This window comes from Pseudomonas sp. Irchel s3b5, assembly GCF_900187435.1.
Lineage (GTDB): Bacteria > Pseudomonadota > Gammaproteobacteria > Pseudomonadales > Pseudomonadaceae > Aquipseudomonas.
The window spans coordinates 1-23,727 of record NZ_FYDY01000045.1 but is presented as its reverse complement, the minus strand read 5'-3'; the positions used below and the strand labels follow the sequence as shown (position 1 = coordinate 23,727).

Here is a 23,727-nt window from a genome sequence, read left to right as displayed (position 1 = left end):
CTTCACTGCAAGGAGCCGCTCGGAACGCCGATGCGCCAAATCTGGAAATCCTTTCGAGCGCTTTATTTCGCCTCGCTGATGATGTTGATCGGCTCGGGCCTGTTGAGCACTTACCTGGCGTTGCGCCTGGCGGCCGACCATGTCGACAGCCTGTGGGTCGGCGCGTTGATGGCCGCCAACTATTTCGGCCTGGTGCTGGGCGGCAAGATCGGTCACCGCTTGATTGCCCGGGTCGGGCACATCCGGGCCTACTCGGCGTGTGCCGGGATCGTCGGCGCGGCGGTGCTCGGTCATGGCCTGGTGGACTGGTTGCCGGCCTGGCTCTTTTTGCGGGTGATCGTCGGCCTCGGCATGATGTGCCAATACATGGTGATCGAGAGCTGGCTGAACGAACAGGCCGATGCCAATCAGCGTGGGCTGGTGTTCAGTGGCTACATGATTGCCTCGTACCTGGGGTTGGTGCTCGGGCAACTGATTCTGGTCATGCACCCGGGGCTGGGGCTTGAACTGCTGATGCTGGTTGCCCTGTGTTTTGCGCTGTGTCTGGTGCCCGTGGCGCTGACCCGGCGAATTCACCCGGCGGCCTTGCATCCGGCGCCGATGGAACCGCGGTTTTTTATCAAGCGTGTGCCGCAGTCGTTGAGTACGGTACTGGGCGCAGGTCTGATCATCGGTTCGTTCTATGGTCTGGCACCGCTGTATGCCTCGCAGCAAGGGCTGACCACGGAGCAGGTCGGTCTGTTCATGGGTAGCTGCATTTTTGCCGGGCTGCTGGTGCAGTGGCCGCTCGGCTGGTTGTCCGACCGTTATGACCGTGCACTGCTGATCCGCTGCTTCGCCATGTTCCTGGCCGTCGCGGCGTTACCGCTGGCGATCTTGCCCAAGGTGCCGCTGGAGGTGCTGTTCGTCATCGGCTTCCTTTGCTCGCTGGTGCAATTCTGCCTGTACCCGTTGGCGGTGGCGTTCTCCAACGACCATGTCGAGGGCGATCGCCGGGTGTCGCTGACGGCGATGCTGCTGGTGACTTACGGTGTCGGTGCGAGTATCGGGCCGCTGGCGGCGGGGGTGCTGATGAAGCTGTTCGGCAGCCAGAGCCTGTATGCGTTTTTCAGCTTCTTTGCATTGGTGCTGGTCTGGCGGATCCGGCCGAAAGCCGTGACCAATCTGCATCAGGTCGACGATGCACCGCTGCATCACGTGGCGATGCCGGACAGCATGTCGAGTTCGCCGCTGGTCGCCGCACTTGATCCGCGCGTCGATGAACACGTGGTGCAGGAGCAGATGCAGTCGCCGATCAATCCAGAGTCTGAATCCGAACCTGAACCGACTTCAGAAACCGATCAGTCACCGCCACCAGAAGACCCTGACACCGGGCGCGAGCAGAGTTTTACCGAAGCCAGACCTTAAATTCAGGGCATAAAAAAACGGGCAGTCACCGCAAGGGACTGCCCGTTTTTTGTCTTCGTCCTACCCGTTTTTTGTAGGAGCTGGCAAGCCGGCTCCTACAGGAAAGCAACGTCAGATCAGAGATCGTCTTTGTCGAAACGACGCGCTTCACGTTGCAGCTGGTAGACGAAGCGCTCGACCTGCCGCTGCACCAGCCCGCTCATGTTGTGGAAGCGAACGCCGGCGAAGGTGGTGGAGATTCTTTCTTCGAAGTGCAGATAACGCAGTTCGACCGGTGCCGTCATCTTGCCGAAAGGCAGGTCGGCGTTGAAACGGTCGTAAACCTGACCCAGTTGCAGGCTCTCGGTGATGTCACCTTCGAAGCGCAATTTGCAACCCGTGGCGGAAATGTCCAGCAGCTTGCCGCTGATGGGCGCCTTGAGTTTTTCACCGTCCAGATTGACGTTGACCAGTTGCGCCAGTTTCAAGGCCGCGCGGAAGGCATTGCGGCGCTGGTGATAGACCACTTCATCGGGCAGGCTGCCGCGGTAGCAACGCGCACCACCGGACTCATCGATGGTCAACGGGCCGTTGCTTTCCCACGCAATGCGTACACCGTCGTGGAAGCCTTCGACCTTGTAAGATTCGCCGGCCAGCAAATACCGCTCGCCATCACGGGGGATCATTTCGTCCAGGGCAATCATGTCGCGGTCGCGGTCGAGGTCCACCAGATAGCTCTGGAAACGCTGGCTCCGTTCGTGGAACGTGATAATCAGCGGGTCATGGCTTTCTTGCAGCTGGCGCAGGTTGCTGGAGATTTCCAAGGGTGTGCTGAGCACCTTGGGTGGCTGCGGAGCATCTTCCGCGTTTAAGGCATTGGACACGGTTAATCAATCTCCAGACAAAATTTGACTACGGCTGGCTATCAGTTTGCCAGTATGTTGCGCGTCTTGATAGAGCGAGGACGCCACCGGCTCATGCCTGGCTGAGCGGGCGCGGTTTGGCAAGCTTGGAGAAGGTACCGCTGGCGTCGTAAAGCGCCGGGGTGTCGCCGCCGTTGAGGATTTTCAGCTGAGTGGCTGTGGCGGCTTGTTGCGTCAGGATCGACTGCCCGTTGTTGATGTTGATGGCCTGGCATTGGGCCAGAAGATCGGTCAGTACGTCACTTTGCATCAGTAGCAGATCGCCAAGGCTCGATTGGCTGGCCAGTTGCTCAAGACCGCTTCTGTTGGTCGGCAGGTTGAGGCTGGCGAGAATTTCACTGCGTTTGCGGCCATGCTGTTCGAGCAAGACGATCAATGCCTGTTTCTGCGCCAGAATGTCCTCGAGCAGTGGCATGTCGCGGCCGTGCAAGGCAAGGGATTCGGTCTGCAGCAACTCCAGCAATTGTTGCGCGGGAGCAAAGTCGTCGGTGATCAGTTGCAGTAAATTAGAGTCGTGCATGGCTGGCCTTGGGGTTTAAGCGTCCAAAAGCCTGGCGCCGGCCGTGGCCTAGCGCTGGGCTTCGAAGTTGAGCAGTTTGCTGGCTACGCGGTTGCTGTCGACTTTGTAGCTGCCATCGGCAATCGCTGCTTTCAACTCGGCCACCCGGGCCTTGTCGACGGCAGGCTGATCGCGCAGCTTGTCAGTGACCTTCTGCAACTGCTGAGCCTCATTGCTGAGATGTACCGATTCCCCGCTTTGGGTTGTACCGACCTGTTCTGCCGCGGATTCCAGTGGCGCGGACTTGCCGGCCTCGACGCTGTCCTTGCTGGCGCTGGTACGTGTACTGCCCGTAAGGGGCGAGGAGCTGTTCAAACGGCTGAAATCGATGACCATGATGAAAACCTCTGGGAATTTGGACGCTTGCCATGGTTTCGGCCATTCCCTGGAAAACTTTAGGCCCATTTATCAACGAGCCTTGCGCGCGTCAGCGCTTGCTCTGCATAGAGCACAGTCTAGGGAACAGCCGGGGCGAGCGCCACATTCTCGTGAGCAGATAACGTCTCTACATAGACACTTCCACCTGTCCGGGCGCGGTGACCAGCGCCTTGATGACGCGTTGGGAGTTGAGGTTTTTCACCCGGATCTGCTCGCTCAAACCGCCGTTTGACAGGGCCTCGCCCGGCATGCGCACGCTGAGCGTACCGCTGCGGGCGGTGATCACCACTTGGTCGCCCTTGCGAATGACTTCGGCCTGTTCGATGTTCACCAGGGTAATGACCTGGTCGGTGACCATTGGTCGGGTCAATCGCTGTCCGATCGCCTGGTCGAGGGAGGTCAGGTAACCCTGGCTGATCAGGCTGATGTCGCGCTCACGCAGAAGCACATCTTCAGGTTCGATAATGGCTGTACGGCGCAGAGGCCGTGCAGACGTCACGACGTCACGAAACAGGCGGACTTGAGCGGGTACGAAGACTGTCCAGGGGGCTGCGCCTTCGCAACGGACCTTCACCGTGACGCGTCCGATCGGCTTGGGACTTTCAAGCGTGGCTGTCAATTCCTTGTCGCACATGGGCATGTGCATGCGTGGATCGAGCTTGTTGACTTCGATCTCGTAGCGACCTTCGGTTTGACTGGTGGCCAAATAGTCTTCTACGGTGAATTCAAGAAACCCCTGAGTGACGCCGATAAGCATGTCAGGCAAGGTAACCGCGTCAGCAAGGGCAGGGCTGCCAGCGTTGAACAGGCAAATAGCCGACAGCACGCCGAGTAATCGGCGCCAGGGAGCGGTCAGGTGTCGGAAAAATGTCGGTTGTGTGTTCATAACGGATAAAAAGCAAGCGCCGTGCCGTTTAGTGATTATGGCGCGTCGCAACAACACTTGGCGTTGGTGTAGGAGTCTGGGCATGGCGGGTGTAATGGATTCGGTGAACCAGCGTACGCAACTGGTGGGGCAGAATCGCCTTGAGCTGTTGTTGTTCCGTCTCGACGGCCAGCAGCTGTACGGGATCAACGTGTTCAAGGTTCGGGAGGTGCTGCAATGCCCCAAACTGACGCTGATGCCCAAGTCCAGTCCTGTCGTGTGCGGCGTGGCGAGTATCCGGGGGGCGACCATTCCGATCCTTGATCTGGCGATGGCCACGGGCTCCGGTGCTTTGAAGGACAAGAACAACCCCTTCGTGATCATCACGGAGTACAACACCAAGACCCAGGGTTTCCTGGTGCGCTCGGTGGAACGCATCGTCAACATGAACTGGGAAGAGATCCATCCGCCACCCAAGGGCACCGGTCGCGATCACTACCTGACGGCGGTGACGCGGGTCGATAATCAGCTGGTCGAAATCATCGACGTGGAGAAGGTGCTGGCGGAAGTGGCGCCGACGCCGGAAGCGATTTCCGCCGGTGTGGTGGATGTCGAAACCCAGCACAAGGCGCTGTCGTTGCGCGTGCTGACCGTCGATGACTCGTCGGTGGCGCGCAAGCAGGTCACGCGTTGCCTGCAAACGGTCGGTGTCGAGGTGGTGGCGCTGAACGACGGCAAACAAGCGCTGGATTACCTGCGCAAACTGGCCGATGAGGGCAGGAAACCGGAAGAAGAGTTCCTGATGATGATCTCCGACATCGAGATGCCGGAGATGGACGGGTACACCCTGACGGCGGAAATCCGCAACGACCCGCGCATGCAAAAGCTTCATATCATCCTGCATACTTCCTTGTCCGGGGTATTCAATCAGGCGATGGTCAAGAAAGTCGGTGCCGATGACTTCCTGGCCAAATTTCGTCCTGATGACCTGGCGTCCCGTGTAGTCGATCGGATCAAGGCAGCAGATATCAGCTAGGGGCCTGCGCCCCCGGTAATCAATACGATTTAAGAGGCGGCATCATTGTCTACGGGTAATTTGGATTTCGAACAGTTCCGGGTGTTCCTGGAAAAAGCCTGTGGCATTTTGCTGGGTGAAAACAAGCAATACCTGGTCTCCAGCCGTCTCAACAAACTGATGGAACAGCAAGGCATCAAGAGCCTGGGTGAACTGGTCCAGCGCATGCAGACCCAGCCGCGCAGTGGTTTGCGCGAGCAGGTGGTGGATGCCATGACGACCAACGAAACCCTGTGGTTTCGTGACACCTATCCGTTTGAGGTTCTGAAGAACAAGGCACTGCCCGAGGCGATCAAGGCCAGTCCCGGCCAGCGTCTGCGCATCTGGTCGGCGGCGTGTTCGTCGGGTCAGGAACCGTACTCGCTGTCGATGTCCATCGACGAGTTCGAGCGGGTCAACATGGGCCAGTTGCGGATGGGCGTGCAGATTGTTGCCACCGACCTGTCCAGCACCATGCTGAACAACTGCAAGACCGGCGAGTACGACAGCCTGGCCATCGGCCGCGGCCTGTCGCCCGAGCGCTTGCAACGTTACTTCGATCCGAAAGGGCCGGGGCGCTGGGCGATCAAGGCGCCGATCAAGAGTCGCGTGGAGTTTCGCTCGTTCAACCTGCTGGACAGCTACGCGAGCCTCGGCAAGTTCGACATCGTGTTCTGCCGCAACGTGTTGATCTACTTCTCCGCCGAGGTGAAGAAGGACATCCTGCTGCGCATCCACAGCACGTTGAAGCCGGGCGGCTACCTGTTCCTCGGTGCTTCCGAAGCGCTGAACGGTTTGCCGGATCACTACCAGATGGTCCAGTGCAGTCCGGGGATCATTTACCAGGCGAAGTGATTGCGTTGGGGTTGTCAGAAAACGGGAGTCCTTTGGGGCTCCCGTTTTTTTATGCCTGCTGATTTCTCACAGCTATCTCAATCCCTGTAGGAGCTGGCTTGCCAGCGATAGCGGTGTGTCCGCAATTTAAAAGTCGGCTGACTCGACGCCATCGCTGGCAAGCCAGCTCCTACAGGGGGAGGTGGTGTTCTCAAGTGCGGTGCCAAGCGGCAGAAAAGCGGCATCCGGCGGAAAACCGTTGCCGCTTTTCTGTCGTTGCCGCATTGCCATGGCCGGCAAAGCCCCCGGTTTACGGGCTTTTTTGAATTGGCATGACGCTTGCTATGTCCATCGTACGAAAAATCAGGTCACCCAAAGGTTTCCCGACATGAGCATCAGCTTCGATAAAGCGCTCGGCATCCACGAAAAAGCCCTGGGCTTCCGCGCCCAGCGTGCCGAAGTCCTGGCCAACAACATCACCAACGCCGATACCCCGAACTACAAGGCTCGGGATCTGGATTTCTCCAAAGTGCTCGCCGAGCAGAACGAGAAAACCAAAAGCGGCGGCTTCGCCTTGAACATGACCAACAGTCGTCATATCGAAGCGCAGGGCCTGGGCAATGGCGACGAGTCGCTGATGTATCGCACGCCGATGCAACCGTCGATTGACCAGAACACCGTGGACGCCCAACTGGAGCAGTCGAACTACGCGGAAAACGCGGTCGGCTTCCAGGCCAGCTTCACCCTGCTCAACAGCAAATTCAAAGGGCTGGTGTCAGCCCTGCGCGGAGAGTAAGCCATGTCTCTATCCAGTGTTTTCAACATTGCCGGTAGCGGCATGAGTGCGCAGACCACTCGTTTGAACACCGTTGCTTCGAACATCGCCAACGCCGAGACGGTCTCGTCGAGCATCGACCAGACCTACCGCGCGCGCCACCCGGTGTTCGCCACCATGTTCCAGGGAGGCCAGAGCGGCGGCAGCGACTCGCTGTTCCAGAACCAGGACGCGGCCGGTCAGGGCGTGCAAGTGCTGGGCGTGGTCGAGGACCAGAGCAATCTTGAGGCGCGCTACGAGCCGAACCATCCGGCCGCCGATGCCAAGGGTTACGTCTACTACCCGAACGTCAACGTGGTGGAAGAAATGGCCGACATGATTTCCGCGAGCCGTTCGTTCCAGACCAACGCCGAAATGATGAACACCGCCAAAACCATGATGCAGAAAGTCCTGACCCTTGGTCAGTGATAAGGGGCGACTCAGATGAGTGTTACCGATTCCACTGGCGGTTTGAGCCTCAACGACATCCTGGCGAACTCCTCGGTCAAGACCAACAAAACAAGTGACGGCCTTGCGTCGGCAGCCAGCAGTGCCTCGGGCAACAAGGCCCTGGGCAAGGATGCGTTCCTGCAATTGCTGGTCACGCAACTGAAAAACCAGAACCCGCTGGAGCCTCAGGACAACGGCGAGTTCGTCGCCCAGTTGGCCCAGTTCAGCAGTCTGGAAGGCATCACCACGCTCAACGACACCGTTACCGGCCTGGCCAGCAACTACAACTCGTCCCAGGCCTTGCAGGCTTCATCGCTGGTGGGGCGTTCGGTCATCGCACCGGGCGACAAGGCGGTGGTCGACACCACCAAGAGCCTCAGCGGCACGGTGGTCATACCGACTTCGGTGGCTTCCGCCAGCCTGAAGATCACCGATGCAGACGGCAAGACTGTGCGCACCATCGACCTGGGTTCACAGAAAGCCGGCAACGCCAGTTTCATCTGGGATGGCAAGAACGATGCGGGCGTGACAGTGCCTGCCGGCACTTACACCTTCGGCGCTTCGACCTCCATCGATGGCCAGTCCGTCGCACTGATCACCAACCTGCCGGCGACGGTCAACAGCGTGACCATCAGCCAGACTGGCGGTGAGCTGATGCTCAATCTGGCCGGGCTGGGCAGTATTGCCCTGTCCAAAGTTCAAACCATTGGTATGTAAAGCCGACTAACCCGGCATAAAGGAGTGGATGATGTCTTTCAATATCGGCCTTAGCGGTCTCTTTGCAGCCAACAAACAACTGGACGTGACCGGCAACAACATCGCCAACGTTGCCACCACCGGTTTCAAATCGTCCCGTGCAGAGTTCGAAGACGTGTACTCGGCGACCCGCCTGGGTACCGGCAGCAAGACCGTCGGCAACGGCGTGCGCCTGGCCAACGTTTCCCAGCAGTTCACCCAGGGTGACATCAGCAACACGGGTAACGTGCTGGACATGGGTATCAACGGCTCCGGCTTCTTCGTGCTGAACAACAGCGGCTCGCTGTCCTACACGCGTGCCGGTACGTTCAAGGTCGACAAGGAAGGTTACGTCACCAACACCGACGGTACTTCGCGTCTGCAAGGTTACGGTGTGGATGACAATGGCAAGATCCAGAACGGCGTGTTGACCGACCTGCGCATCGACACCTCCAACCTGGCACCGAAAGCCACTACCAGCGTATCGTCGACGATCAACCTGAACTCCACCGCTGACGTGATCGACGTTGTGGCCAACCCGTTTGACCCGAGCAAGTCGGCCTCTTTCACCAAGCAGTTCAGCACCCCGATTTTCGACACTCAGGGCAACCAGCACACCATGGATCAATACATGGTGAAGACTGGCGCCAACACGTGGTCGACCTACACCCTGATCGATGGTCGCAACCCGAATGGCAGCGACCCGAAGGTTACCCCGGCGGTTGCTTCGGTCATGGCGTTCGACACAAGCGGAAAACTGGTGTCGGTCACCACGCCGGGCACGCCTCCGGTCGTCAGCCCTGATTTGAAGATCACTAACTGGGTCCCGGGCACCGTGACCAACGGTGTATGGGCGGCCAATGGCGCGTCCGCCGATCCGGCGGGCATGTCGATTGCCATGAGCAATACCACCCAGTTCAACGCGGATACTGCGCGTTCGATTCCTGCTCAAAACGGCTACGCCACTGGCCAGATCACCAACCTGACCATCGATGGCAGCGGTGTATTGCTGGCCAACTTCAGCAACAACCAGACCAAGCCGATCGGTCAGATTTCGCTGGCCAGCTTCACCAACGAACAGGGTCTGCAGCCAGTGGGCGGTACCAGCTGGAAAGAAACCTACTCGTCGGGTATCCCGGGCTACGATGCACCGGAAACCGGCAGCCTGGGTTCGGTCCAGTCCAACTCGCTGGAAGAGTCCAACGTCAACGTGACCAACGAACTGGTCGACCTGATCAAGGCGCAGAGCAACTACCAGGCGAACGCCAAGACCATCTCCACCCAGAGCACCATCATGCAGACCATCATTCAGATGACCTGATGCTGGATTACGCTGCATAAAAAGCCCCTCATCAGAGGGGCTTTTTTGTGGATGACAAAATCACATTCTCCCGGACCTTGTAGGAGCCGGCTTGCTGGCGATCCAGGCAACACGGTCATCAAGGTATATCGCGTCATCGTTCATCGCCAGCAAGCCGGCTCCTACAATTGGAAGGCAAAAAAAACCCCGACAAGCCAGAGGCCTGTCGGGGTTTTGTGCTACCGGCTCAGCTTATTGGCAAGCTTCGCAATCCGGCTCGTCGATGGCGCAAGCCTTCGGCACTGGAGCAGGGCCGGCAGGAGCAGCCAGGACCGAATCGTCACCGTGGTTGCCGCCGCTGGATACAGCGTTCAGCTTACCGGTGTTGATGGTCGACTTCTCGGTGCTGGTCGCGGCCAGGGCACGGAGGTAGTAAGTGGTTTTCAGACCACGGTACCAAGCCATACGGTAGGTCACGTCCAGCTTCTTGCCCGAAGCGCCGGCAATGTACAGGTTCAGCGACTGAGCCTGGTCGATCCACTTCTGACGACGGCTGGCCGCGTCGACGATCCACTTGGTGTCCACTTCGAAGGCCGTCGCGTAGAGCTCTTTGAGTTCCTGCGGGATGCGCTCGATCTGCTGCACCGAACCGTCGTAGTACTTCAGGTCGTTGATCATGACCGAGTCCCACAGACCGCGAGCCTTCAGGTCGCGAACCAGGTACGGGTTGATCACGGTGAATTCGCCCGACAGGTTCGATTTCACATACAGGTTCTGGTAGGTCGGTTCGATCGACTGCGAGACGCCAGTGATGTTGGCGATGGTCGCGGTCGGTGCGATGGCCATGATGTTCGAGTTACGGATGCCTTTCTGTACACGGGCGCGAACCGGTGCCCAGTCCAGGGATTCGTTCAGGTCGACATCGATGTACTTCTGGCCACGGGCTTCGATCAGGATCTGTTGCGAATCCAGCGGCAGGATGCCTTTGGACCACAGCGAACCCTGGAACGTCTCGTAGGCACCGCGCTCGTCAGCCAGGTCGCAGGAGGCCTGGATCGCGTAGTAGCTGACCGCTTCCATCGACTTGTCGGCGAACTCGACGGCAGCGTCGGAACCGTAAGGGATGTGCTGCAGGTACAAAGCGTCCTGGAAGCCCATGATGCCCAGACCGACCGGACGGTGCTTGAAGTTGGAGTTCTTCGCTTGCGGCACCGAGTAGTAGTTGATGTCGATCACGTTATCGAGCATGCGAACGGCCGTGTTGACGGTGCGTTCCAGCTTGGCGGTGTCCAGCTTGCCGTTGACGATGTGGTTCGGCAGGTTGATCGAACCCAGGTTGCAAACGGCGATCTCGTCCTTGTTGGTGTTCAAGGTGATCTCGGTGCACAGGTTCGAGCTGTGGACCACGCCCACGTGCTGCTGCGGGCTGCGCAGGTTGCACGGGTCTTTGAAGGTCAGCCATGGGTGGCCGGTTTCAAACAGCATGGACAGCATTTTGCGCCACAGGTCTTTGGCCTGGATGGTCTTGAACAGCTTGATCTTGCCCGGGTACTGGGACAGGGCTTCGTAGTACTCGTAACGCTCTTCGAAGGCCTTGCCGGTCAGGTCGTGCAGGTCCGGAACTTCGGACGGCGAGAACAGGGTCCACGGGCCGTCATCGAAGACGCGCTTCATGAACAGGTCAGGGATCCAGTTGGCGGTGTTCATGTCGTGGGTACGACGACGGTCATCACCGGTGTTCTTGCGCAGTTCGATGAACTCCTCGATGTCCATGTGCCAGGTTTCCAGGTAGGCACACACAGCGCCTTTGCGCTTGCCACCCTGGTTAACGGCAACGGCGGTGTCGTTCACGACTTTCAGGAACGGAACCACGCCTTGCGACTTGCCGTTGGTGCCCTTGATGTACGAGCCCAGCGCACGAACCGGCGTCCAGTCGTTGCCCAGGCCGCCTGCGAATTTGGACAACATGGCGTTGTCGTGGATCGCGTGGTAGATGCCCGACAGGTCATCCGGCACGGTGGTCAGGTAGCAGCTCGACAGCTGTGGACGCAGGGTGCCGGCGTTGAACAGGGTCGGGGTCGACGACATGTAGTCGAAGGACGACAGCAGGTTGTAGAACTCGATTGCACGGTCTTCTTTGTGCTTCTCTTCGATCGCCAGGCCCATGGCCACGCGCATGAAGAAGATCTGCGGCAGTTCGAAGCGCACGCCATCCTTGTGGATGAAGTAACGGTCGTACAGGGTTTGCAGGCCCAGGTAAGTGAACTGCTGGTCGCGCTCGTGATTGATCGCCTTGCCCAGTTTTTCCAGGTCGAAGGTGGCCAGCACAGGGTTCAGCAGTTCGAACTCGATACCCTTGGCGATGTAGGCAGGCAGGGCCTTGGCGTACAGGTCGACCATTTCGTGGTGGGTAGCGCTTTCGGCCACGCCGAGGAAGCCCAGGCCTTCGGCACGCAGGGTGTCCATCAGCAGGCGGGCAGTCACGAACGAGTAGTTCGGCTCACGCTCGACCAGGGTACGGGCGGTCATCACCAGGGCGGTGTTGACGTCGGTCAGGGCCACGCCGTCGTACAGGTTCTTCAGGGTTTCGCGCTGGATCAGGTCGCCGTCGACTTCTTCCAGGCCTTCGCACGCTTCGGTGACGATGGTGTTCAGGCGACCCATGTCCAGAGGTGCAAAGGTGCCATCGGCGCGGGTGATGCGGATCGACGGGTGAGCGTTGACCGCTTCTTCGGCCGGGGCGTGGGCAGCGCGTTCTTTCGAACGACCGTCACGGTAGATCACGTAGTCGCGCGCGACTTTCTGCTCGCCGGCACGCATCAGGGCCAGTTCGACCTGGTCCTGGATTTCTTCGATGTGGATGGTGCCGCCCGATGGCATGCGACGCTTGAAGGTCGCAGTGACCTGTTCGGTCAGGCGGGCCACGGTGTCATGGATTCGCGACGAGGCAGCAGCGGTGCCGCCTTCAACTGCGAGAAACGCTTTGGTGATGGCGACGGTGATTTTGTCATCGGTGTAAGGAACGACAGTGCCGTTACGCTTGATCACACGCAGCTGCCCTGGCGCAGTGGCGGACAGATCCGAATTCGAATCGGCGGCCTGCGGCAAGGTGCCCTGCGGGTTCTCGCGAGTTGTGTCGGTTTGCATGGGGGGGTGTCTCCACATTCTCTATGTTTGTTTGGGCACCATCACGGTGCCCACCGTTCTGTCCTGAAGCACTACAACCGACGGATGTCGGGCATAACAACTTCGGGACAGTAGGAAAAAGGCTAATGAGGCCGTCCTTGCCGAAGTTTTGGTACGAGCCTGGGCTCGCAACCGGATTCCTTTCGGGGGTGTCAGTCATGACTGCAACACCCGTACCGTTTTCGCCGCTCTGGCCTGAAAAAAACGGTGCCATCCGCCAGTGCGGTTTGGGCTTGTAAGTTGACGCTTGGTTCAACCATAAACAGGCAATAAAGCGCTTGAGTTTCTGGTCTGAAATGTGGTTGGGCTTTTTAGTCAAAACCCTACATGTAGGGTTTTTTTGGCGCCGTGGTACAAGATAATGCGTTTCGGGGGACGATTGCAACGCACTACCTGTGGATAAACCTGTGCGTAAATTGTGTGTGAAAGAGGGAATCGGCGTGTAGGCCGCGACCTAGCTGGATCGAAGCTTTTTTCAGCGATTTTCAACGGGTGAAAACGCCAGACCAGATTTTTAAGGGCGCGAACCCTACCACAAAAAACCGGGTTGTCCGAACGCATTTACCGGCTTGTGTTCTCGGCGGGCGGCGTTTATACAATCGGCCAGCATGTATACCTGTTTATCCCCCCGAATCATTACAAAAAGACGGGCGGATCCTTCCTTAATTAGCGTTTTGGCAAGCAGAGGTCACCCGTGGAGCAAGAAGCCTGGCAGGTATTGATTGTGGAGGACGACCAGCGACTGGCCGAACTGACCCGCGATTACCTGGAAGCCAATGGCCTGCGCGTATCGATTGAAGGTGATGGGGCGTTGGCGGCGGCGCGCATCATCAAGGAGCAACCGGACCTGGTGATTCTCGACCTGATGCTCCCCGGTGAAGATGGCCTGAGCATTTGCCGCAAGGTCCGCGCCCGTTACGAGGGGTCGATCCTGATGCTCACCGCCCGTACCGACGACACCGACCAGATCCTCGGCCTCGACCTGGGCGCCGACGATTATGTGTGCAAACCGGTGCGTCCACGCCTGTTGCTGGCGCGTATCCAGGCCTTGTTACGGCGTAGCGAAGCGCCCGAGGTCGCCCCGGAAAAACAACGGCGCCTGCAGTTTGGTCCGCTGGTGGTGGACAACGCCTTGCGCGAAGCGTGGTTGCAGGGCAATGGCATCGAACTGACCAGCGCCGAATTCGACCTGCTGTGGCTGCTGGTGGCCAACGCCGGGCGCATTCTGTCCCGGGAGGAAATCTTCACCGCGTTGCGCGGCATCGGCTACGACGGCCAGGACCGTTCCATCGATGTGCGGATCTCGCGTATCCGGCCGAAGATCGGTGATGACCCTGAGCACCCGCGCCTGATCAAGACGGTGCGCAGCAAAGGGTATCTGTTTGTTCCCGAAGCCTGTGTAGACCCGACATTGTGAACTCGATCTTCCTGCGCATTTATGGCGGCATGTGCGCCGCGCTGATTCTGGTGGCGGTGCTGGGCGTGCTGGCCATCCACCTGCTCAACCAGGTGCGTAGCGAGCAGTACCGCGAGCGCCTGGCCCACGGTACGTTTGCGCTGATGGCCGACAACCTGCAACCGATGAACCAGACTGAGCGCCATCGGGCCTTGCTGGTCTGGGAGCGGTTGCTCGGCATCCCGCTGGCGCTGAAAACCTTCAACGAAACCGATCTGGACCTGACCCAGCGCACCCGCGTTCTGCGCGGCCAGGCCTTGGTGGAACAGACCGGGCCGCACGCGGCAAAGGTGTATCGGTTGGTCAGCGACCAGGAACAGTTGGTCCTGACGGGCGAGGTGCAGCAAATCAGCGAGCAACTGGCCCGGGCGACGATCTACCTGTTGGCCGACGAACTGGTGCGCTCGCCTGTGGCGGATCAGCCCAGGCACCTGGCGAAATTAAAAGAGGAAAAGGGCTTCGGTTTCGACCTGCGGCTGGTCACGGTCGACGAGGCGGACATGGACGAAGACCAGCGCCGTCGTGTGTCCGAGGGTGACACCGTGATGGCGCTGGGCAAGGGCGGCGATTCGATCCGCGTGTTTGCCGGCATGGTTGGCACACCATGGGTGCTGGAAATCGGCCCGCTGTATCAGATGAATCCTTATCCGCCGGAGTGGCTGGTGCTGATTGCCGTCCTCGGGCTGACGCTGATCGGCTTGATCGTTTACCTGCTGGTGCGGCAACTGGAGCGGCGCTTGCGGGGACTGGAATCTGCCGCCACGCGTATCGCCCAGGGCAGCCTGGAAACCCGTGTGCCGGCACGCGGTGCCGACTCGGTGGGGCGCCTGGCTTCGGCGTTCAACGCCATGGCCGAGCACTTGCAGCAGTTGCTGGCAATCCAGCGTGAGCTGGTACGCGCGGTGTCCCACGAGTTGCGTACACCGGTGGCGCGACTGCGGTTCGGCCTGGAAATGATTGGCACGGCCACTACGCCACAAGCTCTGGAAAAATATTGCGAGGGCATGGATCACGACATCGAGGACCTCGATCGGCTGGTGGACGAGATGCTGACCTACGCGCGGCTGGAGCAGGGGTCGCCGGCGTTGAACTTCCAGCGCATCGACCTGGATGCCTTGGTCAATCAAGTCATCGAAGAGCTGGCGCCCTTGCGAGTCGATGTCACGGTGCAACGGGGTTTATGCCTGTCGGCCGCCGACTGTGATGACGCCTGGGTCGAAGCCGAACCGCGCTACTTGCACCGGGCGATCCAGAACCTGGTCACCAATGCCATGCGCCACGCGCACTCCCGGGTGACCATCAGTTATCAGGTGGGCCAGCAGCGTTGTCGCGTGGACATCGAGGATGACGGGCCGGGTGTACCGGAGTTGGCGTGGGAGAAAATCTTCACGCCGTTTCTGCGCCTTGATGACAGCCGCACTCGCGCGTCGGGCGGGCATGGCTTGGGGTTGTCGATCGTGCGAAGGATCATCCATTGGCACGACGGACGTGCGCTGATCGGCAAGAGCAAAAGCCTGGGGGGGGCGTGTTTCAGTTTGAGCTGGCCGAGGAATCAAGAGAAACGCTGAGTCTCGCGGTGAATGTGCTGCCGCCATCGCGAGCACAGGGGATTTTGCCCGCCTATCCCTTGTAGGAGCGAGCTTGCTCGCGATGAGGCCCCAACAAACAGCGAAAACCTCAGGCTTGGATACTGACCAGACTCAACAACTGCCCATCCTCGACCGCAAACTGCGCATCCAGCTCGGTGCCGTTGCGCCATTCGCTGGACAAGTCTGCAAGCAATCGCAGCCTGATGTGGCCATCTTCAGTCCATTCCAGCACTTCGGCATGCTCGAAATAAAAGCGCTGCTGAACGATCGGATAGAGCGCCTTGAACAGGCTTTCCTTGACCGAGAAGGTCAGTGTCACCCACAACGCCATTTGATCCCGGGGACCGGCCGCCATCCGCTGTAGCTCCGCCGGGATGAGGATTTCCCCGGCCAGGCGTTCGGCCCGTTCGGCGTTGAGCAGGTTTTCCAGGTCCATACCCAAACCGCGCCAATGACGTTTGTTCGCGACGATGGCGGCGGCACGACCGGCGCTGTGGGTGATCGAACCGGCGATATGGCCGGGCCAGATCGGGGCCCGGTCTTCGCCAATGGCTGGAATGAAACTCAGGCCTTCCAGGCGCTGCAGCGCGGCCCGGGCGCACACCCGTCCGGCGAGAAACTCCGCCTGCCGTTTGGCCACCGAGCGTTGGATCGTCGTCGGGGCTTCGATGGCGCTGCGGTGGAAATCATCCAGAGCCAGTTGTGAACTGTCGAAGTGGGTACTCAACAGGACCGTGTCGGGCAGCACGAACGGCAGCGGCCAATGGTCATCGAGCGGGGTGCAGCAGGCGGGCAGGGCGGGGGCAGAGTTCATGTCGGGCATTTTGCCGGGTTGCCTTGGGGCTGGGTAGTGCAAAGGTTGAGATCGGCGGTGTCGCTTTCGCGAGCAGGCTCGCCCCCCTCGGGACTTTCGGGGGGTACTTATCCAATGTGAGGCGGTTCAGCCGAGGTTCAGAGTGCGTTCAGGGGGAGTTCAGGGCCGGTTACGTAACCTTGCCTCGTACCCAAAACCCATACGGCACATAAGGAACTTCACCATGACCGGATTCAAAAAACTGCTGTTGGCATTCACTGTTCTCGGCGCAAGCACGACGGCTTTCGCCTCCAACGACAACTTCGCCAGCCTGACGCTTGGGCAGACCAGCGACAAGGTCAAAAAATCTCACGCCCTGAACGATAACCTCGACCACCCGAACACCGACGGTGTCATCAATAAGGACGCCACCTGGGGTGTGCGTCTGGGTCAGCAAAACAGTCAGGGCCGTTACTACGCCACGTACGACAATGTGTCGGGCTCGCACAACGGCATTAAACTGCGACAGGAAAATCTGTTGGGCAGCTACGATCTGTTCTATCCGGTGGGCGGCAGCACCAAGCTGTTCGGTGGTGCCACGGCCGGCCTGACCAAATTGACCCAGGAGTCGTCCGGTTTCAGCCGCGACAGCGACATCGGCTACGCCATCGGCGGGCAGGTAGGGGTCTTGCAACAGGTTTCGCAAAACACCTCGGTTGAACTGGGTTACCGTTACCTGCGCAGCAATGCGAGTACCGAAATGAGCGAGCGCGGCGGCAGCAAACAGGGATCGCTGGACTTGACCAGCAGTGCCCAGACTTACCTGTCTGCCAACTACGCTTTCTGAAGCGGTTCGCCTGAGTACCCTGTGGGGCTAGCCTGCTAGCGCCCACAGAGGGTTGTCTGGAGATGTTGATTTGCCCGGGAGAGCGTTATGAAACTGCTGGTCGTCGAAGATGAAGCGCTGTTGCGCCATCACCTGCAAACCCGCCTGGCGGAGAGCGGCCACGTGGTCGAGTCCGTGGCCAATGCCGAGGAGGCGCTGTATCAAACCGCGCAGTTCAATTTTGATCTGGCGGTGATCGACCTCGGTCTGCCGGGGATGAGCGGGCTCGACCTGATCCGTCAGTTGCGGTCGACCGGCAAGAGCTTTCCGATCCTGATCCTCACCGCCCGCGGCAACTGGCAGGACAAAGTTGAAGGCCTGGCCGCCGGGGCCGACGATTACGTGGTCAAACCGTTCCAGTTCGAAGAACTCGACGCGAGGCTCAATGCCTTGCTGCGTCGTTCCAGCGGGTTCACCCAGTCGACCATCGTCGCTGGTCCATTGTTGCTCGACCTCAATCGCAAGCAGGCCTCTCTCGATGAGCAACCGCTGGCACTAACGGCGTATGAGTACCGCATCCTCGAATACCTGATGCGCCATCACCAGCAAGTGGTACCCAAGGACCGCTTGATGGAGCAACTGTACCCGGACGACGGCGAGCGTGATCCGAACGTGATCGAAGTGCTGGTCGGTCGTCTGCGTCGAAAACTGGAAGGTCCGGGAGGCTTCAAACCGATCGAGACCGTGCGCGGCCTCGGCTACCTGTTCAATGAGCGCTGCACTTGATCCGCTCGCTTCGCATTCGCTTGATGCTCGCCGCCACGATCCTGGCGGTGTTGTTCATGCTGGCGTTGTTGCCGGCGATGCAGGGCGCGTTCAGCCTGGCCTTGCAGGATTCCATCGAGCAGCGCCTGGCGTCGGACGTCACCACGTTAATTTCCGCCGCCCGGGTGGAGAACAACAGCCTGATGATGCCGGCGCAATTGCCCGACGAGCGTTACAACCTCACCGACAGCCGCCTGCTCGGCTACATCTATGACCGCGATGGGCATCTGGTCTGGCGTTCCAGGGCCACGCAGGAAGAGCACATCAACTACAAGCCGCGTTATGACGGGCGTGGTAACGAGTTCGCGCGGATCAGCGAAGCCAATGGCCAGGAGTTCTTCGTCTATGACGTCGAGATCAAACTGATTGGCGGAAAAAGTGCGGCATTCAGCATCGTGGCGCTGCAACCGGTGCGTGAATACGAAACCACCCTTGAAGGTCTGCGCGAAAATCTCTACCTGGGCTTCGGCGCAGCGTTGCTGGTGTTACTGGCCTTGCTGTGGGGCGGTCTGACCTGGGGCTTGAAGGCGTTGAGCCGCTTGAGTCAGGAGCTGGACCAGATCGAGGGCGGCACCCGCGAGAGCCTCAGCGAGGAGCATCCCCGGGAACTGCTGCGCCTGACCGGCTCCCTGAACCGCTTGCTGCACAGCGAGCGCGAGCAGCGCAGTCGCTACCGTGATTCCCTTGATGACCTGGCCCACAGCCTGAAAACCCCGTTGGCAGTGCTGCAAGGTGTCAGCGAGGACATGGTGCAACGCCCTGAAAATCGTGAGCAGGCCTGGGTGCTGCAAACCCAGATCGAACGCATGAGCCAGCAGATCAGCTATCAACTGCAACGCGCGAGTCTGCGTAAAAGCGGTCTGGTGCGGCATCAGGTACGTCTGCGGCCGGTGTTGCAAAGCCTGTGCGACACGCTGGACAAGGTTTACCGCGACAAGCGTGTGCGGGTTGCTTTCGATCTGCCGGACGATTGTCATGTGCCGATCGAGCAGGGCGCGTTGCTGGAGATGATGGGTAATCTGCTGGAAAACGCGTATCGGCTGTGCCTCGGCGAGATCCGGATCAGCGTGCGCGAAATTCCCCGTGGCATCGAGTTGTGCGTCGAAGACGATGGTCCTGGCGTGCCCGCGGACCAGCGTGCACGAATCCTCCAGCGCGGCGAGCGTCTGGATCGTCAACATCCGGGGCAGGGCATCGGCCTGGCGGTGGTCAAAGACATCATCGAGAGTTACAACGCCAAACTGACGCTGGGGGACTCACCCATGGGCGGGGCGGCGTTCAGGATTCACTTTTCGGTGGTTTAGGTATTGGCTTTGCTGGCCCCATCGCGAGCAAGCTCGCTCCTACAGTGAAGGGCTGACCCGGTCCAATGTAGGAGCGAGCTTGCTCGCGATGAGGCCAGTGAATTCACCGTCAATTCTCCTGGTCGCGATACGCACCGGGTGTCAGCCCGGTCCATTTCTTGAACGCCCGGTGAAACGCCGAGGGCTCGGAAAACCCCAATTGCTCGGCGATCTGTTGCAACGACAGGTCGGCGCGGCTCAGGTGATAAATCGCGATGTCCCGGCGCAGCTGATCCTTCAATTCCTGAAAACTCGAACCCTCCTCACGCAAATGCCGGCGCAAGGTCTGCGGGCTGATGTGCAGTTGCGCGGCCACGGCCTCCAGGTCTGGCCAGCGCGAGTTGTCGCGGCTGAGCAAACGGCGCAAACGGCTGCTCAGGCTGTCGCCGTCGTCCGGGCGCGATAACAGATTGGCGGGTGAGCGTTCGAGGAAATGCTTGAGCGTGCGCTCGTCCTGCAACAGCGGCATGTTCAGGTAACGACTGTGGAACAACAGGCTGCTCTGGGCGGTGGTGCTCTTTTCTGCGCAAAAGGTCAGCGGGCAGGAGAACAGCAAATCGTACTCGGCGCCGTGCTCCGGCCTCGGATAGCTGAACGTGGCCTGCTCCAGGCGGATGCGCTGGCCGATCAGCCAGCTGCCGAAGCGATGCCAGATCACCAGCAGGCTCTCGGTCAGGAAATGATCCGGATCCCACAATGCCCCGTCGTCCAGGCTCAGTCGGACCCATTCGTCCTCGTGGGTCAGGCTCAGGCGCGGTGCCCCGGGGAATAGGCTATAAAATAATAAGCCTCGATTGAGCGCCTTCTCCAGATTGCGACAGTGGATCACGGCATGGCACATCATCGCGAAACTGCCCGGTTTGCTCGGCGCTTGCCCGAAACCCAGGTATTCATCGTCCAGCGCCAGCCAAAGTGCCTGGATCAATTGGGTGAATTGCTCCGGCGCGATGCGTGCGCGGGGCTCGTCGAGCAGCTCGCTGCTGATCCCCAATTGCTGCAGCAGACTCGAATAGTCGTAGCCACGTCGGCGCGCACCACCAAGTACGGCGCGGGCGAAATGACTGGCGATGGTGCGTTCACGCATAGCGAGCAGATCCGTCTGTTGAACGACCGATGGTAGCTGCGGGGTGTTGCGAAGAACAAGGCGGATTTCCGCCAACTCGCAGGACAGTTTTTGATGCAAGGGCGGAATTCCGCCATGCGCCAGCGACTGGCGGGCAACGCCAGAAATCCTGTAGCCCTTGATGGCAGCAGGCTTGCAGCCGATTTATGCAAGGTGGCACGAGCCTTGCGATACAACGAGCAGATGTCTGCCGCCGTGCAGCTCGAAAAACAAATCCCTCCAGTGCAGGAGGGTTCGCAATTCAGATGTCGCGGACAACAGATGGATGTTGTCACTGACACTCTTGAGGAACTTTGCAATGACGACTCGTCAGCCACTGTACAAATCCCTGTATTTCCAGGTGATTGTTGCAATTGTCATCGGTATCGCGCTCGGTCACTTCTACCCACAGCTCGGTGTGGCCGTTAAGCCGCTGGGTGACGGGTTCATCAAGCTGATCAAAATGATCATCGCCCCGATCATCTTCTGTACCGTCGTCAGCGGTATCGCCGGTATGCAGGACATGAAAGCGGTTGGCAAGACCGGTGGCTATGCGTTGCTCTATTTCGAGATCGTTTCGACCATCGCCCTGCTGGTTGGCCTGATCGTCGTCAACATCGTGCAACCAGGCAATGGCATGCACATCGACGTCACCACCCTCGATGCCTCCAAAGTTGCCGCTTATGTGGCGGCCGGCGCTGACCAAAGCGTCGTCGGCTTCCTGCTGAACGTGATCCCGACCACCATCGTCGGCGCCTTCGCCACCGGTGACATCCTGCAAGTGCTGATGTTCTCGGTGATCTTCGGTTTCGCCCTGCATCGCCTGGGTGCCTACGGCCGGCCGCTGCTGGACTTCATCGATCGCTTCGCGCACGTGATGTTCAACATCATCAACATGATCATGAAGCTCGCGCCTATCGGTGCCTTCGGTGCCATGGCGTTCACCATCGGTGCCTACGGTGTCGGTTCGCTGGTGCAACTGGGTCAGTTGATGGCCTGCTTCTACATCACTTGCGTGCTGTTCATCCTGATCGTGCTGGGTTCCATCGCCCGCCTGCACGGCTTCAGCGTGCTGAAGATGATTCGCTACATCCGTGAAGAGCTGCTGATCGTGCTGGGTACTTCCTCTTCGGAGTCGGTGCTGCCACGCATGCTGATCAAGATGGAGCGTCTGGGTGCGCAGAAATCCGTCGTGGGTCTGGTGATCCCGACGGGTTACTCGTTCAACCTCGACGGCACGGCGATCTACCTGACCATGGCCGCGGTGTTCATTGCCCAGGCCACCGATACCCACATGGACATCACGCACCAGATCACCTTGCTGGTGGTGTTGCTGCTGTCGTCCAAAGGCGCTGCGGGCGTGACCGGTAGCGGTTTCATCGTGCTGGCTGCCACCCTGTCCGCCGTGGGCCACCTGCCGGTTGCCGGCCTGGCGCTGATCCTCGGCATCGACCGCTTCATGTCTGAAGCCCGTGCCCTGACCAACCTGATCGGCAACGCTGTTGCAACGATCGTTGTGGCCAAGTGGGTCAAGGAACTGGACACCGACGTGCTGCAAGCCGAGCTGGCTTCTGGCGGTCGCGGCATTGCCGACGAGCCTAAAGACGATGTTCTGGGCCATGTCGAAACGGCAACCCCGACAAGCGCCAAGTAAGCCTTGTCCTGATGAAAAACCCGCCTCGGCGGGTTTTTTCATGCCCGGCGTTTGAGCGCAACGGTCAGCACAACTGACGCATACGGTGATTGCTGCAATGCCATCGGCTGCCTAGTCTGAGCGCATCGTTAAGGGAGAACGCACATGCTCGGTCCGTTGGCATCACTCAAGATTCTGGATTTCTCGACATTGCTGCCGGGGCCGTTCGCCTCACTGTTGCTGGCAGACATGGGCGCTGAAGTGTTGCGTATCGAGTCCCCGACCCGCATGGATTTGCTGCGCGTGTTGCCGCCACACGATCAGGGCGTGTCGGCCAGCCATGCCTACCTCAACCGCAACAAGCGCAGCCTCGCGCTGGACCTCAAGCAACCTGAAGCGCTGGAGCTGATCAAGCACCTGTTGCAGGACTACGACATTGTGCTGGAGCAATTCCGTCCGGGTGTCATGGAACGTCTGGGGCTGGGGTATGAAGCGTTGAAGGCGATCAACCCGAAACTGATCTATGTGTCGATCACCGGTTACGGCCAGACCGGTCCCTACAAGGACCGCGCCGGGCATGACATCAACTACCTGGCGTTGGCCGGTCTGGCGAGCTACACCGGTCGCGCCAACAGTGGCCCGCTGCCCTTGGGCATGCAGGTAGCAGATATCGCCGGTGGCTCGCTGCACGGGGTGATAGGCCTGCTGGCGGCGGTGATCGCCCGGCAACAAACCGGGCAAGGCCAGCAGCTGGATGTGAGCATGACCGATTGCGCATTCAGCCTGAATGCCATGGCCGCTGCCGGGCACCTGGCCTGCGGTGTAGAGCCGGGGCCGGAAGACCAGGTGCTCAATGGGGGCAGTTTCTACGACTATTACCGCTCGCGGGATGGGCGGTGGTTGTCGGTGGGCAGTCTGGAGCCGCCGTTCATGAAACAGTTGTGTACGGCGCTGGGGCTGGAGGCGTTGGCTCATCTCGGATTGTCACCTCAACCGTCGCAGCGGAAGACGCTCAAGGACGCGCTGAAACTCGAGTTCGAGAAACACGATTTTGCCGACCTGTGTGCGCTGTTTGCCGAGCTGGATGCGTGTGTCGAGCCCGTATTGAAGTTGGGCGAAGCGCTGCGTCATCCGCAACTTGAGGCTCGGCAGTTGGTGACACAAGTACCTCGGGGCGATGGTTCGAGTCAGGCGCAGATGGCGTGTCCGTTGAAGTTTTCAGCGGGGTTGCCTGAGCCGAAGCATGTTGGCGCGGCGCTCGGTCAGCATACCGATCAGGTGTTGGGGGAGTTGGGACTCAGTGCTGAGCGGATAGAGGCATTGCGGCGGGCCAAAGTGATTCTTTAGTGTCTGATAAACCGCCATCGCCAGCAGGCTGGCTCCCACAATGGTTCTATGGTGGACCGATGATCCCCTGTGGGAGCCAGCCTGCTGGCGATGGGGCCAGTGCAGTCACAAAAAACGGGGGTGTCAGAAATTTTGTGTTCGGGCATAACATGAGTAAGAGGTGCATGTATGCCAACCAAAAAGAAACCCGCGTTGCGAGAACTACCGAAAATCCCGAAAGAGCTGCTCGAGCAATTCACCGATGGACCGATGACCGCTGAAGCCATTGAGGACGCCTCTGCGGCGTTCAAGAAGGCTTTGATCGAGCGAGCCCTCAGTGCTGAGCTTGG

General features: G+C 59.6%; 21 protein-coding genes and 1 pseudogene. 15 read left to right on the top strand and 7 right to left on the bottom strand.

The genetic code is table 11. The features are described from left to right. Positions 1 to 30: 30 nt before the first annotated feature. Positions 31 to 1,407 carry an MFS transporter gene (locus CKW15_RS26715; RefSeq protein WP_095061720.1) on the top strand — a complete coding sequence of 459 codons (1,377 nt, stop codon included), beginning with the start codon at positions 31 to 33 and terminating at the stop codon, positions 1,405 to 1,407. A gap of 116 nt (positions 1,408 to 1,523) precedes the next feature. On the opposite strand, the gene CKW15_RS26710 is transcribed toward CKW15_RS26715, so the two are convergent. The 4 genes from CKW15_RS26710 to flgA form a co-directional block, all read right to left on the bottom strand. Next, positions 1,524 to 2,270, bottom strand: coding sequence for a flagellar brake protein (locus tag CKW15_RS26710; RefSeq protein ID WP_095056520.1), 747 nt, complete (start codon positions 2,268 to 2,270; stop codon positions 1,524 to 1,526). 91 nt (positions 2,271 to 2,361) lie between these two features. Beyond that, positions 2,362 to 2,829: a flagella synthesis protein FlgN gene (locus CKW15_RS26705; RefSeq protein WP_095152984.1), complete on the bottom strand. Its 468-nt coding sequence runs from the start codon at positions 2,827 to 2,829 to the stop codon at positions 2,362 to 2,364. Between the two features lie 48 nt (positions 2,830 to 2,877). Then, entirely contained in the window at positions 2,878 to 3,204 is a 327-nt protein-coding gene (gene flgM, locus CKW15_RS26700; protein ID WP_095056522.1) for a flagellar biosynthesis anti-sigma factor FlgM, read from the bottom strand. Positions 3,205 to 3,373: 169 nt separating this feature from the next. Further along, positions 3,374 to 4,132, bottom strand: coding sequence for a flagellar basal body P-ring formation chaperone FlgA (gene flgA, locus CKW15_RS26695; RefSeq protein WP_095056523.1), 759 nt, complete (start codon positions 4,130 to 4,132; stop codon positions 3,374 to 3,376). An 82-nt stretch (positions 4,133 to 4,214) separates the two neighbouring features. On the opposite strand from flgA, the gene CKW15_RS26690 reads away from it, so the two are divergent. From CKW15_RS26690 to flgE, 6 genes are all read left to right on the top strand, one after another. Then, positions 4,215 to 5,147: a chemotaxis protein CheV gene (locus tag CKW15_RS26690; protein WP_095152983.1), complete on the top strand. Its 933-nt coding sequence runs from the start codon at positions 4,215 to 4,217 to the stop codon at positions 5,145 to 5,147. A 45-nt stretch (positions 5,148 to 5,192) separates the two neighbouring features. Next, positions 5,193 to 6,020 carry a protein-glutamate O-methyltransferase CheR gene (cheR, locus tag CKW15_RS26685; RefSeq protein WP_095056525.1) on the top strand — a complete coding sequence of 276 codons (828 nt, stop codon included), beginning with the start codon at positions 5,193 to 5,195 and terminating at the stop codon, positions 6,018 to 6,020. 367 nt (positions 6,021 to 6,387) lie between these two features. Beyond that, the gene (gene flgB / locus CKW15_RS26680; protein ID WP_095056526.1) at positions 6,388 to 6,795 is read left to right on the top strand and encodes a flagellar basal body rod protein FlgB; all 408 of its coding nucleotides are present in this window, start codon (positions 6,388 to 6,390) and stop codon (positions 6,793 to 6,795) included. Between the two features lie 3 nt (positions 6,796 to 6,798). Further along, positions 6,799 to 7,242: a flagellar basal body rod protein FlgC gene (gene flgC / locus CKW15_RS26675; RefSeq protein ID WP_007937507.1), complete on the top strand. Its 444-nt coding sequence runs from the start codon at positions 6,799 to 6,801 to the stop codon at positions 7,240 to 7,242. Positions 7,243 to 7,257: 15 nt separating this feature from the next. Next, positions 7,258 to 7,980: a flagellar hook assembly protein FlgD gene (gene flgD, locus CKW15_RS26670; RefSeq protein ID WP_095152982.1), complete on the top strand. Its 723-nt coding sequence runs from the start codon at positions 7,258 to 7,260 to the stop codon at positions 7,978 to 7,980. A 31-nt stretch (positions 7,981 to 8,011) separates the two neighbouring features. Continuing rightward, complete coding sequence (gene flgE, locus CKW15_RS26665; RefSeq protein WP_095056528.1) at positions 8,012 to 9,319, top strand: flagellar hook protein FlgE; 1,308 nt, start codon at positions 8,012 to 8,014, stop codon at positions 9,317 to 9,319. Positions 9,320 to 9,550: 231 nt separating this feature from the next. Here flgE and CKW15_RS26660 read toward each other — a convergent pair whose 3' ends face one another. After that, positions 9,551 to 12,445: a ribonucleoside-diphosphate reductase subunit alpha gene (locus CKW15_RS26660; protein WP_095056529.1), complete on the bottom strand. Its 2,895-nt coding sequence runs from the start codon at positions 12,443 to 12,445 to the stop codon at positions 9,551 to 9,553. 733 nt (positions 12,446 to 13,178) lie between these two features. On the opposite strand from CKW15_RS26660, the gene CKW15_RS26655 reads away from it, so the two are divergent. Both CKW15_RS26655 and CKW15_RS26650 read left to right on the top strand, forming a co-directional pair. Then, a complete protein-coding gene (locus CKW15_RS26655; RefSeq protein WP_095152981.1) occupies positions 13,179 to 13,901 on the top strand; it encodes a winged helix-turn-helix domain-containing protein in 723 nt (240 codons plus the stop codon). Beyond that, a complete protein-coding gene (locus CKW15_RS26650; RefSeq protein WP_095056531.1) occupies positions 13,898 to 15,508 on the top strand; it encodes an ATP-binding protein in 1,611 nt (536 codons plus the stop codon). Before CKW15_RS26655 ends, CKW15_RS26650 begins: the two co-directional genes overlap by 4 nt. A 109-nt stretch (positions 15,509 to 15,617) precedes the next feature. Here CKW15_RS26650 and CKW15_RS26645 read toward each other — a convergent pair whose 3' ends face one another. Then, positions 15,618 to 16,343: a 4'-phosphopantetheinyl transferase gene (locus CKW15_RS26645; protein WP_218239573.1), complete on the bottom strand. Its 726-nt coding sequence runs from the start codon at positions 16,341 to 16,343 to the stop codon at positions 15,618 to 15,620. A 223-nt stretch (positions 16,344 to 16,566) separates the two neighbouring features. On the opposite strand from CKW15_RS26645, the gene CKW15_RS26640 reads away from it, so the two are divergent. The 3 genes from CKW15_RS26640 (at position 16,567) to CKW15_RS26630 (ending at position 19,277) form a co-directional block, all read left to right on the top strand. After that, positions 16,567 to 17,169, top strand: coding sequence for a hypothetical protein (locus CKW15_RS26640; protein WP_095056533.1), 603 nt, complete (start codon positions 16,567 to 16,569; stop codon positions 17,167 to 17,169). A gap of 87 nt (positions 17,170 to 17,256) precedes the next feature. Beyond that, on the top strand, positions 17,257 to 17,934 hold the full coding sequence (locus tag CKW15_RS26635; protein WP_095152979.1) for a response regulator transcription factor: 678 nt from the start codon (positions 17,257 to 17,259) through the stop codon (positions 17,932 to 17,934). Continuing rightward, positions 17,931 to 19,277 carry an ATP-binding protein gene (locus CKW15_RS26630; RefSeq protein ID WP_095152978.1) on the top strand — a complete coding sequence of 449 codons (1,347 nt, stop codon included), beginning with the start codon at positions 17,931 to 17,933 and terminating at the stop codon, positions 19,275 to 19,277. Before CKW15_RS26635 ends, CKW15_RS26630 begins: the two co-directional genes overlap by 4 nt. A gap of 109 nt (positions 19,278 to 19,386) precedes the next feature. Here the strand turns inward: CKW15_RS26630 and CKW15_RS26625 are convergent, their stop codons facing one another. Further along, the gene (locus CKW15_RS26625) at positions 19,387 to 20,400 is read right to left on the bottom strand and encodes an AraC family transcriptional regulator (protein WP_095152977.1); all 1,014 of its coding nucleotides are present in this window, start codon (positions 20,398 to 20,400) and stop codon (positions 19,387 to 19,389) included. A 337-nt stretch (positions 20,401 to 20,737) separates the two neighbouring features. Here CKW15_RS26625 and CKW15_RS26620 point away from each other — a divergent pair, with 337 nt between their 5' ends. The 3 genes and pseudogenes from CKW15_RS26620 to CKW15_RS26610 form a co-directional block, all read left to right on the top strand. Continuing rightward, positions 20,738 to 22,072, top strand: a complete 1,335-nt coding sequence (locus tag CKW15_RS26620; RefSeq protein WP_095152976.1) for a dicarboxylate/amino acid:cation symporter — start codon at positions 20,738 to 20,740, stop codon at positions 22,070 to 22,072. Between the two features lie 144 nt (positions 22,073 to 22,216). Further along, positions 22,217 to 23,398 (top strand): CaiB/BaiF CoA-transferase family protein, encoded by a 1,182-nt coding sequence (locus CKW15_RS26615; protein WP_095152975.1) that lies wholly within the window; start codon positions 22,217 to 22,219, stop codon positions 23,396 to 23,398. A 168-nt stretch (positions 23,399 to 23,566) separates the two neighbouring features. Further along, a pseudogene (locus CKW15_RS26610) lies at positions 23,567 to 23,727 on the top strand (IS256 family transposase); the annotation flags it as partial.